Genomic DNA, 17,568 nt, shown 5'->3' with positions numbered 1-17,568 from the left:
TTGTGGCTTACACGTCAGCCAAGGGTCTTTGAGGTTCGGTCATCCTGGTGTCCTTGGTGTTGTAGACGCGATGTTGACACCCAGTAAATATATAAGTAAAGGGAGCAGCAATGAAGAAGGGTTCACAGCTTACGCTCGTATCCGCAACCATCTGCGCCTTGGCGCTTTTGGTCAGCGGCTGCGGCAGTGGTTCTGACACCAAGGGCGCCGAGCAATCGCCCAGCAGCCAGGCCGGCAACAATACCGTCGTTTCGATTCGTGGGTGCGAGCCGGCCAAGCCGCTCATTCCCAGCAATACTGTGGAGAGCTGCGGCGGGTCGATCGCAGACGCCATCAATTCCAAGCTGGTCCGCTTCGACGACCATGGCAAGGCCCACAATGATCTGGCCTCGGAGATCAAGGCCGATGACGACATGACCCAGTACAAGGTCACCCTGGCCGATGGACGCAAGTTCTCTGACGGCACCCCCATCACGGCCAAGTCCTTCACCAAGGCATGGTCCTGGGCGGCCAATGTGAACAACGGCCAGCTGGGCTCCAGCTTCTTCGCCAACATCAAGGGCTATGACGATTTGCAGAAGGAGGGCGCGCCTGCCGATGGTCAGCTGTCCGGCCTGAAAGTGGTGAATGACAAGACCTTCACAGTGGATTTGACTTCGCCCTCCTCAACCTTCCCCATCCAGGTGGGCTATACCGCCTTCGCGCCGCTGCCCGAGTCCTTCTACAAGGACACCAAGGCCTACGGTGAGAACCCGGTCAGCTCGGGTCCCTACAAGTTCGATTCCTGGCAGCACAACACCATGGTCAAGCTCCGCAAGAACGCCTCCTACACGGGTGATGTCAAGATTCAGAACGGTGGCATTGACTACAGGATCTACACCGATGTCGCCTCGGCCTACGCCGATGTGCAAGCGGGCAACCTGGACGCGATCGATACCATCCCCACCTCGGCCCAGAAGACCTTCTTGAAGGACAGTCTGGTCAAGGGCTACAACGAGCCCGGCTCCGTCCTGCAGATGTTCACCATCCCCACAACCATGGAGCACTTCGGCCAGAACGAGGAGGGTCACCTGCGCCGTCATGCCATCTCCATGGCTTTGGACCGCAAGATGCTGATCGACAAGGTCCTGGGTGGTCTGGGCGTGCAGCCCACCGACTTCACCGCGCCGACCATCCCTGGCTATGCCAAGAACCTCAAGGGTTCCGATAACTTGAAGTACGACGCCCAGAAGGCCAAGGACGCTTGGGCCAAGGCAGACGCCATCAGCAAGTGGCCGGCCGACAAGAGCTTCCAGCTGGTCTACAACGCCGATGGCGGTGCCAAGGACTTCTATGACGGCATGGCCAACTCCATCAAGAACACCCTGGGGATCAATGCCGTGGCCACTCCTGTGCCCACTTTCAGCGAGTTCCGAGGCAACGTCAACAAGCGCGCCTACAAGGATGCGGCCTTCCGGTCGGCCTGGTCGCCTGACTATCCCTCTCCTGAGAGCTACCTGCTGAGCAACTTCGCCAGCTCGGCGGCCGATGGCAATGGGTCCAACGACGGCGATTACAAGAACCCCAAGTTTGACGACCTGCTGAAGCAGGCTGCCAAGGCCAAGAACACCGACGAGGCCAACAAGCTTTTCCAGCAGGCCGAGGAGATTCTCCTGCAGGACATGCCTGCGGTTCCGCTCTACTACTCCAACAACAAGGGGGCGTCAGCCAAGAACGTGCAGGGATTGGCCATTCGCTGGGACGGCCATGCGAACCTGGCGGAGTTGTCCAAGCAGAAGTGATGATCGTGCCGGAAACGGCATAATCCGTCGTCGCCGACCCGGCCGGATCCGCAGCAAAGCGGATCCGTGCCCGGGTCTTATGTACTGGCGGCGGATTTGGGAAACCAACCAAAGGAAAGAGCAGTATATATGAAGAAGCAATCGGCCCTGACCATTGCTGGCGCCGGACTCTGCGTCATGGCGCTCACGCTTGGCGCCTGCGGCGGATCCGGCGGATCCGACTCCTCAGCCAAGGGGACCAACGGCGGCAGCTCGGATGCCATCATCTCGGTCTTCAACCCGGAGCCGGCCAATCCACTCATCCCCAGCATGACCAACGAGGTGGGTGGCGGCAACCCCATCGATGTCATGTTCTCCAAGCTGGTCCGCTTCGATGACAAGGGCAAACCGGCCAATGAGATCGCCAAGCAGATCAAGGCCAACGAGGACAACACCCAGTACACCGTGACCATCAATGACGGTTGGAAGTTCTCGGACGGCACCCCGGTTACCGCACAATCCTTCACCAAGGCCTGGTCCTGGGCATCCAGCATCGCCAACAAGCAGCTGGGCTCCAGCTTCTTCGCCAACATCAAAGGCTATGACGACCTGCAGAAGGAGGGCACCCCCAGCGATGCCCAGTTGTCTGGCCTCAAGGTCATCGACGACAAGACCTTCACCGTGGACCTGACCTCGCCTTCCTCAACCTTCCCCATCCAGGTGGGCTATACCGCCTTCGCGCCGCTGCCCGAGTCCTTCTACAAGGACACCAAGGCCTTCGGCGAGAAGCCGGTGACCGTGGGACCCTACAAGTTCCAGTCCTGGGAGCACAACAAGTCCATCAAGCTGGTCAAGGATCCTTCCTACAAGGGCGGGGTCAAGGTCAAGAACGGCGGTGTTGAGTTCCGCGCTTACACCGATGCCACCGCGGCTTACCGCGACGTGCAGGCCGGCAACCTGGATGTGCTGGACACCCTTCCTGCCTCGGCTCGCAAGACCTTCCAGACCGACAGCACGGTCCAGGCCATCAACGACCCGGGCTCGGTCATCCAAATGTTCACCATCCCCACCTACATGAAGCACTTCGGCCAGGATCAGGAGGGCAAGCTCCGTCGCCAGGCCATTTCCATGGCCATCGACCGGCCGACCATCATCAAGAAGGTGCTGTCCGGAACCGCCAAGGAGGTCCACGACTTCACCGCCCCGGTCATCCCCGGCTATTCAACCAGCATCAAGGGATCCGACGTGCTCAAGTACGATCCGTCCAAGGCCAAGGAGCTCTGGGCCGAGGCCAACAAGATCTCCCCCTGGGGCGAGGGCGACACCTTCAAGGTCGCCTACAACGCCGATGGCGCCCACAAGGAGATCTACGACGCCGTCACCAACTCGATCAAGAACGCCCTGGGCATCCAGGCTGCGGGCAACCCTCTGCCCACCTTCAGCGAGTTCCGTTCCAACGTGCAGAACCGCAAGTTCACCGACTCGGCCTTCCGTTCCGGTTGGCAGCCTGACTACCCGTCGCCCGAGAGCTACCTGTCCAGCAACTTCGCCAGCTCGGCGGCAGATGGCAACGGGTCCAACGACGGTGACTACAAGAACCCCGAGTTCGACGAACTGATGGACAAGGCGGCCTCCGCCAAGAACATTGACGAGGCCAACAAGATCTACCAGCAGTCCGAGGAGCTGCTCTTCCGCGACCTGCCCGCAGTCCCGCTCTACTATCAGAACTCCAACGGCGTGGCAGCCAAGAACATCAAGGGATTCTCCTTCACTTGGAAGGGAACCCCCGCCTACTACAACCTCAGCAAGTGAGGTGACGGGAGTCTGAATCCCGCACCTTGAAACTGACACCGCCCGGGCCGGCGCGGGAGGATTTACCCCGCGTCGGCCTTGGTGTTCTTGCACCCCTGTTGAGGTGTGCTGGTAGACTCAAACAAGAATTTTTGCGGCGGCCCCGATCCCCATGCCGATCCCGGTCGCGGATGACAAAGGAGAATAGCCGATGGGAAAATATCTTCTGCGACGTATTCTGCAGATGATCCCCGTCGTTCTCGGTACGACACTGCTGATATACGCGCTGGTCTTCGCGCTTCCTGGCGACCCTGTGGCCGCCATGTTCGGGGACAAGCCGGTCAACCAGGCCGTTGCCGCACAGATACGTTCGGAATACAATCTCGACAAACCCTTCATCGTGCAGTATGTGCTCTTCCTGAAGAACGCGCTTACCCTGAACTTCGGCAACACCTTCGCCGGACAGCCCGTGATCAGCGTGATCGGCAGGGCCTTCCCGGTGACCATCAAACTGGCCCTGATGGCCTTCGTCTTCGAGGGCATCTTCGGTGTGATCTTCGGCATCATCGGCGGCCTGACCAAGGGCAAGTGGTCGGACAACATCATCCTGGTCCTCTCCCTGCTGCTGATTTCGGTGCCTACCTTCGTCACCGGCTTCATCCTGCAGTATCTGTTCGGCGTCAAATGGCATCTGCTGCCGGCCACGGCCGGAGCCAATCCGGGCTTCATTGATCTGCTTATGCCGGCCGTCGTGCTGGGGTCGGTTTCCATGGCCTCCATCATCCGACTGACAAGGACGGAGATCACCTCCAACATCTCCGAGGATTACGTGCGCACGGCCCGGGCCAAGGGCATGAGCAACCGGTCCGTCATCGTGCGGCACGTACTGCGCAACTCCCTGATCCCCGTGGTCACCTACCTGGGCGCCGACATCGGCGGACTCATGGGCGGGGCCATGATCACCGAGCGCATCTTCAACATCCAGGGCGTGGGCAACACCCTCTACCAGGCCATCCTGAGGGGCGAAGGCACCCTGGTGGTCTCCATCGTGACCATTCTGGTCCTGATCTTCGTCATAACCAGCCTCCTGGTCGACCTGCTCTACGCAGTGCTCGATCCGCGAATCCGGTATGCGTGAGGGGGAGGGACCGACTATGAGTGAAACGGCAATGAACGAGTCAAGCGAACAGAACGAAAGCCAGGCCCGCGTATACTTCCCCGACCCCTTGCCGGGGCAGGAGCGGTTCGTGGCCCCCATCGACGAGACGCCCCTGCGTGAGGTGGACTCGGTGGATGAGGACGTGCCGCCTACCAGCATGTGGGCCGACGCCTGGAAGACCCTGAGGCGCAACCCGCTCTTCATCATCTCCGCAATCCTGGCGATCGTGGTTATCCTGGTGGCCCTCTTCCCCGACCTCTTCGCCAAACAGGACCCCATGGCCTGCAACCTGTCCAACTCTGTGGAGCCAGGTCGGCCGGGGCACCCCTTCGGCTTCGACCTTCAGGGCTGCGACGTCTACAGCCGCGTCATCCACGGGGCCCGAACCTCGGTGGCCATCGGCATCATGACCACCATCCTGGTCACCGTCTTCGGCGGACTCATCGGCGCTATCGCTGGATTTTTCGGGGGCTGGGTTGACGCGGTGCTCAGCCGCATCACCGACATCTTCTTCGCCATCCCCATGATCCTGGGCGCCATCGTGCTCCTGCAGATGTTCCGTACCTCCACCTCACTGTGGAAGATCATCCTGACCCTGACCCTCTTCGGCTGGGTCAACATGGCGCGTATCACCCGAAGCGCCGTCCTGGAGGCCAAAAACCTGGAATTCAATACCGCATCAACGGCCCTGGGCTCCACGCCTCTGCGCAACCTCTTCCGGCATATCCTGCCCAACTCACTGGCCCCGGTCATCGTCATGGCCACCATGTCGCTGGGCAGCTACATCGTCTCTGAGGCCACTCTGAGCTTCCTGGGCATCGGTCTGCCCTCCACTGTGGTCTCCTGGGGCGGGGACATCTCGACGGCCCAGAGCCTCCTGACCACCAATCCCTCGGTCCTCTTCTATCCCTCCGCAGCCCTGGCCATCACCGTGCTGGCCTTCATCATGATGGGTGACGCGGTCAAGGATGCGTTGGATCCCAAGAGCAGAACGGCCTGAGTGGAGGAAGCATGACTGAAGCAGACAAGAATACGACCACCAATCCGGAGAATCGGCCCCTGCTCGACGTGCGGGACCTGCAGGTGGACTTCACCGCCGATGGGCGCACCGTCCATGCGGTTCGCAAGGCCTCCTTCAATGTCTACCCCGGCCAGTGGGTGGCCATCGTGGGGGAGTCCGGCTCCGGCAAGTCCACCTCGGCCATGGCAGTGCTGGGCCTTCTGCCCGGCACCGGCAAGGTGACCGGCGGCAGCATCCGGCTCAATGGCCGCGAGCTGGTGGGTCTGGACCGCAAGGACTATGAGGCGCTGCGCGGATCCCAGGTGGGCCTGGTCCCGCAGGATCCCATGAGCAACCTGAACCCGGTCTGGCGCATCGGCTCCCAGGTCAAGGAGGCGCTGACCGCCAACCACATGGATGTCTCCCGGGAGAAGCGCTCCCGGCTGGCCAAGGCCCTGGCTGGCGACGAAGAGGTGAAGGTAAAGAAGTCCGACGACGAGCTCTTCATCTCCTCCAAGGACCTGCCCGGCCTGCTCGAGGCTGCCCGTCAGGCCCTGAGTGATGCCGGGGTCGCCGACGTGGACAAGACCATGGAGGCCATGAAGGCCGAATGGGATGTGGGCTCCGAGACCCGCTGGGGCGTGGCCAAGTCCCTGATCGACGCCGGTGTGAATGACGACACAGCCTGGACCCTGGCCAAGGAGCATGTGACCGGCTCGGACATGAACGACCGCATCGCCGGCCTGCTCTCGGAGGCGGGGCTGCCCGAGGCCGCCACCAGGGCCCGGCAGTATCCGCATGAGTTCTCCGGCGGCATGCGCCAGCGCGCCCTGATCGCCATCGGCCTGGCTTCCCGTCCCGACCTGCTGATTGCGGATGAACCCACCAGCGCTCTGGATGTGACCGTCCAGAAGCGGATTCTGGACCATCTGCGCAGCCTGACCGAATCCCTGGGCACCGCCGTGCTCTTCATCACCCACGACCTGGGCCTGGCAGCCGAACGCGCCCAGCACATCGTGGTCATGTACCGGGGCCAGGTGGTGGAGTCCGGACCCAGCCTGGAGGTTCTGCAACACCCCCAGCACCCATACACCAAGCGGCTGGTCCAGGCTGCGCCCTCACTGGCCTCCCAGCGCATCATCTCCGCCAAGCAGCGCGGCCAGGATGCCGAGGGACTGCTGGAGCACCACGTCAAGGGCGAGAGCACCCTGGAGCGCAGCGAGCACGTCATCACCGTGGAGCACCTGACCCGCGAGTTCAGGCTGCCGCGCCGTAAGGAGATGTTCAAGGCAGTGGACGACGTCTCCTTCTCGGTCAAGCGGGGGACCACCCTGGCCATCGTGGGGGAGTCCGGCTCCGGCAAATCCACCGTGGCCAACATGGTTCTGCACCTGCTCAAACCCACCTCGGGCCGGGTGACCTACGAGGGCCAGGACATCGCCGACTTCGGCAGCCGTCAGCTCATGGAATTCCGGCGGCACGTCCAGCCGGTCTTCCAGAACCCCTATGGCTCCCTGGACCCCATGTACTCCATCTACCGCTCCATTGAGGAGCCCCTGCGCATCCACAAGATCGGCAACGCCAAGTCCCGGCAGAGGAGGGTCAAGGAGTTGCTGGACATGGTGGAGATGCCCGAGTCGGTCATGGGGCGTTACCCCAACGAACTCTCCGGAGGCCAGCGTCAGCGCATCGCCATCGCCCGGGCCATGGCCCTGAATCCGGATGTGATCATCTGCGACGAGGCTGTCTCCGCCCTGGACGTGCTGGTCCAGGACCAGGTGCTGCGGCTGCTCAACGACCTGCAGGCCGAGCAAGGGCTGAGCTACCTGTTCATCACCCACGACCTGGCCGTGGTCAGGCAGATCGCCGACGAGGTGGTGGTCATGCAGCATGGCCGGCTGGTGGAGCACGCGACCACCGACGAGGTCTTCGACCATCCGCAGCGCCAGTACACCAAGGACCTGCTGGACGCCATCCCCGGCGGCAAGCTGCGCCTGGGTCTTGACTAGGTATCCTTTGCACAGACTCACAAGGAAATGAGGCATCATGGGATTGTTCGGTTTCGGCAGGAAACGCGCCAAGCGACAGGCCGAGGAGGATGTCGAGGATCAGGAGGACCAGTCCAAGGAGCTCGACGAGTCCAGGGACGCTGAGGAGTCCACAGAGAAACCCGACCAGACCTCACAAACCTCTCAGGCCGACGGTGATGAGACGGCTGCGGGGCGGGACGAAGCCGAGCAGAGCGGGAAAGGCCCCTGGGACAGTACGGATCCCGAGGCCCCCGACACCGATGAGTACCTGGACATCGGCGCCCTGATGCTGCCATTTCTGCAGGACAGCGAGTTGAGGCTCAAGGCCAACTCGCAGACCGGCGACGTGCTGGGGGCCACCATCACCTACAAGTCCTCCAGTCTGGAGCTGGAGCCCTTTGCGGCCCCCAAGTCCCTGGGCCTGTGGGACGAGGTCCGGGCCGACCTGCTCAAGGCCAACCCCTCCTGCAAGGAGGTGGACGGCGTCTTCGGCAAGGAGCTGACCCTGCCTGTCAAGGTCAAGGGCAAGAACCTGCTGACCCGGGTGGTGGGCATCGACGGACCCCGCTGGATGCTGCGAGGAATCTTCTCCGGCCCTGCGGCCAAGGGCGGCAAGGAGAAGGATGTCCTCGACGGCTACCTGGCTGACCTGGTGGTTGTCCGTGGCGATGAGCCCCTGGCCCCTCGTGACCTGGTTCCCATGCATGCGCCCATCACCCCCAATCAGCGCCGAGGAGAAGCCGAAGACCCGAAGTCCAAGGACGACGAGAGTGCGCAGATCCCCGGCAAGCCGGAGGGTCCCTTCGACTCGGACCAGCAGACCGAGGTGAAGACCACACTGTCGCGCGGACCCATGTTCTCGGAGGTCCGCTGAGGCTGTGAAGCAGAAGCATTCCGGGCTGGCTGCGCTGGCTGACGACGATTTCTCCGTCATGGAGGCCATCGGCGGATGGCGGGGGATCGTCGAGTCCCTGCTGCCAGGGCTGGTATTTCTGGTTGTCTTCCTGGTGACCGGCCGACTGGGTCTGACCGTGGTGGTTTCGGCGGCCCTGGCCGTTGTGCAGCTCCTGATTCGCCTGGTCCAGCGGCAGTCCTTTCTGGGGGCGCTGACCGGTCTGCTTTCGGTGGGCATCTGCCTGGTGGCCGCATGGCTGACCCGGGATGCCCGCAACTATTATCTGCCAGGATTCTTGACCAACGGATTCTGGATCATCGTTCTTGGGGTCTCGCTGCTGGCCCGGATGCCTGGCATAGGCCTGCTGGTGGAGTACCTGCGCCGACCCGTCGTCTCAGGCTGGAGGCAGTGGCTGGCCTCCTGGCGGGGCGAGCCAGAACTGGTACGGGCCTATACCCAGGCCACCCTGGTCTGGATCGCCGTCTTTGCGTTGCGCCTGCTGGTCCAGGTGCCGCTCTATCTGACTGGTTCCGTGGGGTTTCTTGGCGCTGCACGCCTGATTCTGGGCCTGCCCCTGTTTGCCTTGGGCATCTGGGTCAGCTGGCTGCTGATCGGCGGCCCCTACCATCGTCGCCAGGCCGACCAGGAGGTTCATGCCGATCATGACTGAGACTAGGGTTCGTCTGCGCATCGAACGTTATGCCGACCAGGGCCGTTGCGTGGGTCACATGGAGGACGGTCGGGTGGTCTTTGTCCGCTTTGCCCTGCCCGGGGAGCTGGTGGAGGTCCTCCTGGACGAGCCTCACGGCCGGGCAGGCAGATTCGCCACGGGCGAGGTCACCCAGGTGCTGGAGGCCAGCCCTGACCGCCGTGACCCCGTCTGGCCCTTGGCTGGCCCGCTTGCCTGGGGAGGTGGACTGGGCGGCGCCGATCTGATTCACGTGAGCCTGCCCGGTCAGCTGGCCTGGAAGGCCGATCTGATCGGTCAGCAGATGGCCCGTCTGGGCGGGGTGGATGTTCATGTACCGGTGGCCCGGGTTCCGGGCGATGAGCAGCTGGGTGGCCTGCACTGGAGGACCCGAATCGAGCTGGTGGCTGACAATCAGGGCCGTCCCTCCATGCGTCGGCGGGGATCACATGACCGTCTGCCGATTCAGACCATGCCCCTGGCCACTCAGGAGCTGCTGGATCTGGCTGAAGAACTGGGCATCTGGGAAGGCGGCCTGCCGGCGGGAGCTCGCATACGCCTGGCCGTTCCCCAGCCGCGCGATGGGGGACCGGTTGGCGACAACTACGCCCTGCTGGTGGATGGCCGCCTGGGCAAGGGGAGTCGCCTACTGACGGAACGGCTGGAGGCCAGGACAGGACCTGAGTACCAGGTCCGGGCCGACGGATTCTGGCAGGTCCACCGCCAGGCACCGGTCGTACTGACCAAGACGATCCTGGACCAGGCCAGGCAGGCGTTGGACGGGGTAGCTGAACCGGTCATCTGGGACCTCTACTGTGGATCGGGGCTCTTCACTTTGCCTCTGGCTGCTCTGGCCGACGGACGAGCCCGGCTTCTGGCCGTCGAGGGTTCTGCCGGAGCCATTGCCAGTGCGAAAAACAACGTAAAGCAAGCCGGACTGGATCGTGTGGTCCTGCGTCGAGGGGACGTGGCCAAGGTCCTGGCTGGCGGTGTACCCAAGGGGCTGGGCCATCCCGACCTGATCCTGCTGGATCCGCCCAGGGCCGGCGCCAAGGCTCAAGTCTGCCGACTGCTGGCCGCCTGCGGGGTTGGGACCATCATCTATGTGGCCTGCGACCCGACCAGCCTGGCCAGGGATACGGCCACCCTGATCTCCCTGGGCTACAGCCCCAGGTATCTTGAGGCCTTTGATATCTACCCGATGACCCACCATGTGGAGACTGTGGCTGTCTTCACCCGCACGGTGGGAAGGCATCGCTGACATGAGCCGCGCCGGGCGGATCGTGGCAGTGGTCAGGCGGCTGGCGGGTCTACTGCTGGCGGTCGCTCTGCTGGCAGGCCTGCCCATGCTGACCGGCTGCGCCCCCAAGGACAGGGCCGTGGGCGACTCCTGGCATGAGGGCACCGTGCCTCATGATGGCGTGGATCGCTCCGACACGCTCGTGGCTTTGATTGGATGCCCGCAGAAGGATGACAAGGATTCGGATACCGGTCTTGACAGCCGTATCCTGGCCTCGTTGCAGGCGCAGCGCATGAAGGGTTATTTTTCTTCAGCGCATTCCACCAGCGATCAACAGGATGGGGTGCAGGATGCCATCAACCGCGGGGTCAGTCTGATTCTGATTCGCCGACCCGGAGCCGGCGACTGGGCCCCTGCCTTGAAGGCGGCCCGGAAGGCGGGCATCCCTGTGGTAGAGTTCGCTCAAAGCGCCAAGGCTTGGACCCCTGACCCAGGTAGGCTCTACTATGCGGCTACGGTCCACCCGGTGGATCCTGCCGGGAATCCACATGCGCCCTTGCTGGCCGACGCCCTGCAGACCATTGTGGACGACGGACCGCATGCAAGGATCATGGCCGTGCGCCTGAGCGCCGACCGAGAGGGGGCCGAGGATGAGCACAGGCAGTGATCAAGAGCCGACTATGGGCACAACGGCGGACACAGGCTTTCCGGAGACCGACCGGCCGGGGCTGAGCTCCCGGGAGGTGGAGCAGCTGAAGTCCCAAGGCCTGGTCAACGTCTCCCAGGACCAAACTTCACGTAGCCTGGGCCAGATCATCCGCGACAACGTCTTCACCCTCTTCAACGGGATCATCCTGACCGCCATGGTGGTGGTCCTGCTGACCGGCCAGTGGAAGGACGCGGTCTTCGGCCTGATCATCATCATCAACACCGGCATCGGCGTGGCCACCGAGCTCAAGGCCAAGCACACCCTGGACGGGCTGTCCATCCTGGTGGCCTCCGACTATACGGTGCGCAGGGATGGGCGCAACCTGACCGTGCCCCACGATGCCATCGTCAAGGGGGATCTGCTCTGGATCCGCTCCGGGGACCAGGTGCCCGCCGACGCGCAGATCATCGACACCTACGGTCTGGAGCTGGACGAGTCCATGTTGACCGGCGAATCGCGCACGGTCAAGCACAAGCCGGGGGACCAGGTCTACTCGGGCTCCACGGCCATCTCGGGCATGGCCCTGGCCCAGGTGACCGCCGTGGGCGCCGACTCCTACGCCGCCACGCTGACGGCCAAGGCCAAGGTCTACAAGAAGGTCCACTCCGACCTGAACGAGGGCATCAACACCATCCTCAAGGTCATGACCATAGTGGTCATTCCCCTCTGCCTGCTGCTCATCTTCACCCAGATGCGGACCGTGGGCGGCTTCCAGACGGCCCTGGCCACCGGAGCCTGGCGGCAGGCCGTGGTGTCCGCCGTGGCCGGGGTCGTGGGCATGATCCCCGAGGGTCTGGTCCTGCTGACCTCCTTGAACTTCGCCCTGGCCGCCATCCGCCTGGCCCGGCATCAAACGTTGGTCCAGCAGATGGAGTCCGTGGAGACCCTGGCCCGGGTGGATGCCCTGAACCTGGACAAGACCGGCACCATCACCGACGGGGGCATCGTCTACGACGACCTGCACCCGTTGGCCGAGGATCTGCCGGCCCAGCAGCTGCGGCAGGCCCTGGTGGACGTCTGCGCGGAGGAGAGCCCCAACGCCACCGGCCGGGCCATCCTCAAGGGGATGGACGACCTGCGCCCGGGCAGGGCCGTCAGCCGCCTGCCCTTCTCCTCGGCCCGCAAGTGGAGCGCCGTGGCCGACCAGTCCGGCAGAATCTGGTACTTCGGTGCCCCGGAGGTGCTCCTGGCACCCCAGGCGGGCAGCTGGCCCCAGGTGGACCAGCAGGTGGCCGACCTGGCCGACCGCGGCTACCGGGTGCTGATGCTGGCCGCCCCCGGCGGGTACCCGGGCACCGACCGGCCCGACTACTTCACCAGCAGTCCCGACCTGCCCGGGAACCTGAAGCCCCTGGCCCTGATCACCTGCTCGGAGCACATCCGCGACGACGCTGCCGAGACCCTGGCCTGGTTCCGCCAGCAGGGCGTGCGCTGCCGGGTCATTTCGGGCGACAACCCGGCCACGGTGGCGGCCATCGCCACCAAGGTGGGCCTGACCGGCGACCGGGCGCCCCGGGCCATGGATGCCCGGCAGCTGCCCAAGGACACGGCAGCCCTGGCCGAGGTGTTGGAGGACGTGGACGTGCTGGGCCGGGTCCTGCCCGACCAGAAGAAGGCCATCGTCCAGGCCCTGCATCTGAAGGGTCACACGGTGGCCATGACCGGCGACGGGGTCAACGACTCCCTGGCCCTGAAGGAGGCGGACCTGGGCATCGCCATGGGCAATGCGGCGGCCGCCACCAAGGCCGTGGCCCAGCTGGTCCTGGTGGATTCGCGCTTCTCCCACCTGCCCGACGTGGTGGCCCGTGGCCGGCAGGTCATGGCCAACATGGAGCGTGTGGCCGGCCTCTTCCTGGTCAAGACCGTCTACTCGGCCCTGATCTCCCTGGGCGTGGTCCTGACCGGCATCCCCTTCCCCTACCTGCCCCGGCACATCACCTACATCGGCGCCCTGACCATCGGCACGCCGGCCTTCTTCCTGGCGCTGGCTCCCAACACCAGGCGCTACCGGCCCGGCTTCCTCAAGCGGGTGGTCGCCTTCGCCCTGCCCTCGGGCATCGCCACGGCTTTGATTGTGCTGGCGGCGGCCTGGAGCCTGCCCGGCCTGCTGGGACTGGACCTGGCCCGGCCCGGCGATCTGGGGCGCTGGCGTTCGGTCTGCGCCATCGTCCTCTTCTGCATGGGCGTGCTGGTCCTGACCCAGGTGGCCCGGCCCTTGCGCTCCTGGAGGGGGCTGCTGGTCCTCTGCTTCGCCGCAGCCGGGGTGATCGGGGCCCTGATCCCCATGGTGGCGCGGTTCTTCGCCATCAGCCTGCCCACCGGTCCGGCCCTGGCCGCCACCGTGGCCTTCGCCCTGGTGGGAGCCCTGCTCATGGTCCTGGCTGTCCTGGGCTATCCGGCATGCGCACGTTACATAGGCCAGGTAACACATAGGCGCTAAGAATGAACCTCACAAGCACAGATAGCGTCACTGACGGCCTGGGGTCCTCCCGCCGCCGGTCCACATGGGCGCAAGGGCAGTGCCTGAGCGTCCAAGGAAGGGGTGGTGCATGTCAGAATCCGCACAAGATGCCGTTCGTTCCAAGCTCAAGGTGGGCTCCGAGGAGTTCGAATACTACCGGATCAGCGACCTGCCGGGAATCGACCACCTGCCCTACAGCCTGCGCATCCTGGCAGAGAATCTGCTGCGGCACCAGAACGGGACCACGGTGACACGGGACCAGCTGGACCAGCTTCTGGACTGGGACCCCAAGGCCCAGCCCGACAGGGAGATCCAGTTCAGCCCCGCCCGGGTGCTCATGCAGGACTTCACCGGCGTGCCCTGCATGGTCGACCTGGCCACCATGCGCGACGCCGTCAAGGCCTTGGGCGACGACCCCTCCCTGGTCAACCCGCTCATCCCCGCGCAGATGGTCATCGACCACTCCGTCCAGGTGGACAGCTCGGGCGTGCCCGGCGCCATGGAACACAACATGGACATGGAATACCAGCGCAACAGTGAGCGCTACCGCTTCCTGCGCTGGAGCCAGCAGGCCTTCCAGAACTTCCGCGTGGTGCCCCCGGGCACCGGCATCATCCACCAGGTCAACCTGGAGTACCTGGCCCAGGTGGTCATGCGCAGGGACAGGACCCAAGGGGAGGGGCCGGCCCTGGTCTACCCGGACTCCTGCGTGGGCACCGACTCCCACACCACCATGGTCAACGGCCTGGGCGTGCTGGGCTGGGGCGTGGGCGGCATCGAGGCCGAGGCGGCCATGCTGGGCCAGCCCATCTCCATGCTGGTGCCCCAGGTCCTGGGCTTCAAGCTGACCGGATCCATTCCCGAGGGGGTCACCGCCACCGACGTGGTGCTGACCGTGACCCAGATGCTGCGCGAGGTGGGCGTGGTGGGCCGGTTCGTGGAGTTCCATGGCAAGGGCCTGGCCCAGGTCCCCCTGGCCAACCGGGCCACCCTGGGCAACATGAGTCCCGAGTTCGGCTCCACCTGCGCCATCTTCCCCATCGACCGAATCACCCTGGACTACCTGCGTCTGACCGGCCGCAGCGACGACCATGTGCGCCTGGTGGAGGCCTATGCGAAGGCCAACGGCCTGTGGATGGACCCGGAGGATGCCGACTGCCCCGAGCCCGAGTATTCCCAGGTGCTGGAGCTGGACCTGTCCACGGTGCGTCCGTCCATTGCCGGCCCCCGGAGGCCCCAGGACCGCATCCTGCTGGACCAGGCCCAGAAGACCTTCCATCGGGACCTGAAGGATTACAGCGACCAGGACAGGGACGCAGACGGCCAGGCCGTGCCGGTCAGGAAGGCCGACGGCAGCGAGTTCAGCCTGCGGGACGGGGATGTGGTCATCGCGGCTATCACCTCATGCACCAACACCTCCAACCCCTCGGTCATGGTGGCCGCCGGTCTGCTGGCCCGCCAGGCGCGCGCCCGGGGACTCAAACCCAAGCCCTGGGTCAAGACCTCGCTGGCGCCAGGCTCCCAGGTGGTGACGGATTATCTGAACCGGACCGGCCTGAGCAAGGACCTGGACGCCCTGGGCTTCGAGCTGGTCGGCTACGGCTGCACCACCTGCATCGGCAACTCCGGCCCCCTGGACCCGGCCATCCACCAGGCCATCGCCGATCATGACCTGACGGTGACGGCCGTGCTCTCGGGCAACAGGAACTTCGAGGGGCGCATCAGCCCGGACGTGAAGATGAACTACCTGGCCTCGCCGCCCCTGGTGGTGGCCTACGCCCTGGCCGGCACCATGGACTTCGACCCCTGGCGCGACCCCCTGGGCCGGGACAGCCAGGGCAAGCCGGTCATGCTGGCGGACATCTGGCCCTCCCAGGAGGCCATCGAGTCCGTGGTGGGCACCGCCCTGGACCGGGACATGTACCTGCGCGACTATGCGGACGTCTTCGGCGGGGACGAGCGCTGGCGGAAGCTGGAGGTGCCGGAGGGCGGGCTCTTCCACTGGGATCAGGATTCCACCTACATCCGCCGCCAGACCTTCTTCGACGGCATGAAGGCCCAGCCCGACCCCCTGGAGGACATTCACGGGGCCCGGGTGCTGGCCCTGCTGGGGGATTCGGTCACCACCGACCACATCTCGCCCGCAGGGGCCATCAAGGCCGACGCGCCGGCAGGCCGCTACCTGCAGGAGCACGGCATAGCCCCCAGGGACTTCAACTCCTATGGCTCCCGGCGCGGCAACCACGAGGTCATGGTCCGGGGCACCTTCGGCAACATCCGCCTGCGCAACCAGCTGCTGGCCTCGGCGGGGTTGGATGTGCGCCCGGGAGGGTTCACCTACGACTTCCTGAACGGCCAGGAGACGACCATCTTCGAGGCGGCGCAGGACTACGCCAGGCAGGGCACGCCCCTGGTGGTGCTGGCCGGCAGCGAGTACGGCACGGGCTCCTCCAGGGACTGGGCGGCCAAGGGCACCCGGATGCTGGGCGTGCGGGCCGTCATCGCCAGGTCCTTCGAGCGCATCCACCGCAGCAACCTGATCGGCATGGGCGTGCTGCCGCTCGAGTTCCCAGCGGGTCAGTCGGCCCAGAGCCTGGGTCTGGACGGCCAGGAGACCTATGACCTGATCGGCGTTGATGCCCTGAACAGCTCCCTGCCCGAGCAGGTTCAGGTGCGGGCCCAGCGGCCCGACGGCAGCATGGTGGAGTTTGCAGCCAAGGTGCGCATTGACACCCCTGGCGAGGCTGAGTACTACCGCAACGGTGGCATCCTGCAGTATGTGCTGCGTGGTCTGCTGGCCAGGGCCGATCAGGAGGCCTGAAGATACAAAAATCCCCGCCCCCAATGCCAGGGGCGGGGATTTTCTTTTTTGTCAGTTGCGATCGCCGACCAGATTCAGGATGTAGAGGAAGAGGTTGACGAAGTCCAGGTAGAGGTTGAGGGCGCAGAGGATGGAGACCCGCTTGATGGCCTCCGGCCCCTGGCTGCGATAGGTGGCGAAGATGACCCTGGTCTGCTGGGCGTCATACATGGTGAGCCCGGCAAAGAGGATGATGCCGATTGCCGAGACCACGCGCAGGGCCGTGTTGGAGGGGGCCAGGAAGAGCATGACCACCTGGACCAGGATCAGCATGAGCAGGCCGGCCATGAAGATGGATCCCATGCCCAGCATGTTGCGCCGCGTGGTCAGCCCCAGCATGCTGAGTACGAAGAAGAAGCCTGCGCTGATCACCAGGGTCAGCATGATGGACGGCAGTGAGTAGGTTATGAAGATGGTGCTCAGGGTGAAGCCCATCAGGGTCGCATAGAGATAGAACATGACCCGGGCGGTGGAGGTGCGCATGCGCATGACCCGGACGCTCAGAATCATGGCGAAGGCCACCTGGACCACGGCCATGCCGATCCAGCCAAGCGCGCCCGTGGCCTGCATGAAGGCCAGGAGCAGACCGGTGCGGGCAGTCAGGTAGGCCGTCAGGGCGGTGACCAGCAGGCCGACGGCCATCTCCGCATAGGCGCGGGACATGGAGACCCGTTCCGCCTTTTCAAAGCTGTATGCCGCGTTGGTGTCGATGGGCGCGCCCATGCCGTAGGGCTCACCGCCCCGCATGGTCGGCATCGGCTGCTGCGCGTACTGACCGTATGGGGCCTGCGGCCGCGGATTCCCGTTGAAAGCCATCTGCTCCTCCTTGTCTTCCCGCCTGTGGCGGGATGGTCGTCTTATTCAAGTCTACATGGCCGGTTTGGCGGTATAAAGGGTGTTTGCTCTGGCTGGAATCAGGTGGGAATGGCCGGGGTGGTTGCATGCCCACATCCCGCTATGGTGGGTTGCCCGCTG

Annotated in this window: 12 protein-coding genes; 11 read left to right on the top strand and 1 reads right to left on the bottom strand. The window is 64.5% G+C overall.

Annotation, left to right across the window (positions count from 1 at the left end; translation table 11 throughout):
* Nucleotides 1-110 precede the first annotated feature (110 nt).
* From ACUIAF_RS03345 to acnA, 11 genes are all read left to right on the top strand, one after another.
* Nucleotides 111-1,781 carry a peptide ABC transporter substrate-binding protein gene (locus ACUIAF_RS03345; protein ID WP_445339011.1) on the top strand — a complete coding sequence of 557 codons (1,671 nt, stop codon included), beginning with the start codon at nucleotides 111-113 and terminating at the stop codon, nucleotides 1,779-1,781.
* Between the two features lie 129 nt (nucleotides 1,782-1,910).
* Entirely contained in the window at nucleotides 1,911-3,572 is a 1,662-nt protein-coding gene (locus ACUIAF_RS03340; protein WP_198203831.1) for a peptide ABC transporter substrate-binding protein, read from the top strand.
* Between the two features lie 190 nt (nucleotides 3,573-3,762).
* Nucleotides 3,763-4,689, top strand: a complete 927-nt coding sequence (locus tag ACUIAF_RS03335) for an ABC transporter permease (RefSeq protein WP_015021632.1) — start codon at nucleotides 3,763-3,765, stop codon at nucleotides 4,687-4,689.
* A 31-nt stretch (nucleotides 4,690-4,720) separates the two neighbouring features.
* Nucleotides 4,721-5,710: an ABC transporter permease gene (locus ACUIAF_RS03330; RefSeq protein WP_181415592.1), complete on the top strand. Its 990-nt coding sequence runs from the start codon at nucleotides 4,721-4,723 to the stop codon at nucleotides 5,708-5,710.
* Nucleotides 5,711-5,721: 11 nt separating this feature from the next.
* Nucleotides 5,722-7,719, top strand: coding sequence for a dipeptide ABC transporter ATP-binding protein (locus ACUIAF_RS03325; protein ID WP_445339010.1), 1,998 nt, complete (start codon nucleotides 5,722-5,724; stop codon nucleotides 7,717-7,719).
* Nucleotides 7,720-7,756: 37 nt separating this feature from the next.
* Complete coding sequence (locus tag ACUIAF_RS03320) at nucleotides 7,757-8,614, top strand: DUF3710 domain-containing protein (protein ID WP_445339009.1); 858 nt, start codon at nucleotides 7,757-7,759, stop codon at nucleotides 8,612-8,614.
* A 4-nt stretch (nucleotides 8,615-8,618) separates the two neighbouring features.
* Nucleotides 8,619-9,305 (top strand): DUF3159 domain-containing protein, encoded by a 687-nt coding sequence (locus ACUIAF_RS03315; protein WP_445339008.1) that lies wholly within the window; start codon nucleotides 8,619-8,621, stop codon nucleotides 9,303-9,305.
* Nucleotides 9,298-10,584 (top strand): class I SAM-dependent RNA methyltransferase, encoded by a 1,287-nt coding sequence (locus ACUIAF_RS03310; protein WP_445339007.1) that lies wholly within the window; start codon nucleotides 9,298-9,300, stop codon nucleotides 10,582-10,584. The genes ACUIAF_RS03315 and ACUIAF_RS03310 overlap by 8 nt, the downstream gene beginning before the upstream one ends.
* A 1-nt stretch (nucleotide 10,585) precedes the next feature.
* Entirely contained in the window at nucleotides 10,586-11,230 is a 645-nt protein-coding gene (locus ACUIAF_RS03305; RefSeq protein WP_015021638.1) for a substrate-binding domain-containing protein, read from the top strand.
* Nucleotides 11,214-13,712: an HAD-IC family P-type ATPase gene (locus ACUIAF_RS03300; protein WP_445339006.1), complete on the top strand. Its 2,499-nt coding sequence runs from the start codon at nucleotides 11,214-11,216 to the stop codon at nucleotides 13,710-13,712. Before ACUIAF_RS03305 ends, ACUIAF_RS03300 begins: the two co-directional genes overlap by 17 nt.
* Before the next feature lie 109 nt (nucleotides 13,713-13,821).
* Complete coding sequence (gene acnA, locus ACUIAF_RS03295) at nucleotides 13,822-16,554, top strand: aconitate hydratase AcnA (RefSeq protein WP_445339005.1); 2,733 nt, start codon at nucleotides 13,822-13,824, stop codon at nucleotides 16,552-16,554.
* A 51-nt stretch (nucleotides 16,555-16,605) separates the two neighbouring features.
* Here acnA and ACUIAF_RS03290 read toward each other — a convergent pair whose 3' ends face one another.
* Nucleotides 16,606-17,409 carry a Bax inhibitor-1/YccA family protein gene (locus tag ACUIAF_RS03290; RefSeq protein WP_445339004.1) on the bottom strand — a complete coding sequence of 268 codons (804 nt, stop codon included), beginning with the start codon at nucleotides 17,407-17,409 and terminating at the stop codon, nucleotides 16,606-16,608.
* Nucleotides 17,410-17,568 lie beyond the last annotated feature (159 nt).

It is taken from the genome of Bifidobacterium sp. ESL0822, assembly GCF_052606675.1.
This window is presented reverse-complemented; position numbering and strand designations above follow the sequence as displayed.

Bases quoted from the DNA above. Each gene is read 5' to 3' on its own strand.
- ACUIAF_RS03335 (WP_015021632.1), top strand. From the start codon at position 3,763: ATGGGAAAATATCTTCTGCGACGTATTCTGCAGATGATCCCCGTCGTT.
- ACUIAF_RS03345 (WP_445339011.1), top strand. From the start codon at position 111: ATGAAGAAGGGTTCACAGCTTACGCTCGTATCCGCAACCATCTGCGCC.
- ACUIAF_RS03325 (WP_445339010.1), top strand. From the start codon at position 5,722: ATGACTGAAGCAGACAAGAATACGACCACCAATCCGGAGAATCGGCCC.
- ACUIAF_RS03300 (WP_445339006.1), top strand. From the start codon at position 11,214: ATGAGCACAGGCAGTGATCAAGAGCCGACTATGGGCACAACGGCGGAC.
- ACUIAF_RS03320 (WP_445339009.1), top strand. From the start codon at position 7,757: ATGGGATTGTTCGGTTTCGGCAGGAAACGCGCCAAGCGACAGGCCGAG.
- ACUIAF_RS03310 (WP_445339007.1), top strand. From the start codon at position 9,298: ATGACTGAGACTAGGGTTCGTCTGCGCATCGAACGTTATGCCGACCAG.
- ACUIAF_RS03305 (WP_015021638.1), top strand. From the start codon at position 10,586: ATGAGCCGCGCCGGGCGGATCGTGGCAGTGGTCAGGCGGCTGGCGGGT.
- ACUIAF_RS03340 (WP_198203831.1), top strand. From the start codon at position 1,911: ATGAAGAAGCAATCGGCCCTGACCATTGCTGGCGCCGGACTCTGCGTC.
- ACUIAF_RS03330 (WP_181415592.1), top strand. From the start codon at position 4,721: ATGAACGAGTCAAGCGAACAGAACGAAAGCCAGGCCCGCGTATACTTC.
- acnA (WP_445339005.1), top strand. From the start codon at position 13,822: ATGTCAGAATCCGCACAAGATGCCGTTCGTTCCAAGCTCAAGGTGGGC.
- ACUIAF_RS03290 (WP_445339004.1), bottom strand. From the start codon at position 17,409: ATGGCTTTCAACGGGAATCCGCGGCCGCAGGCCCCATACGGTCAGTAC.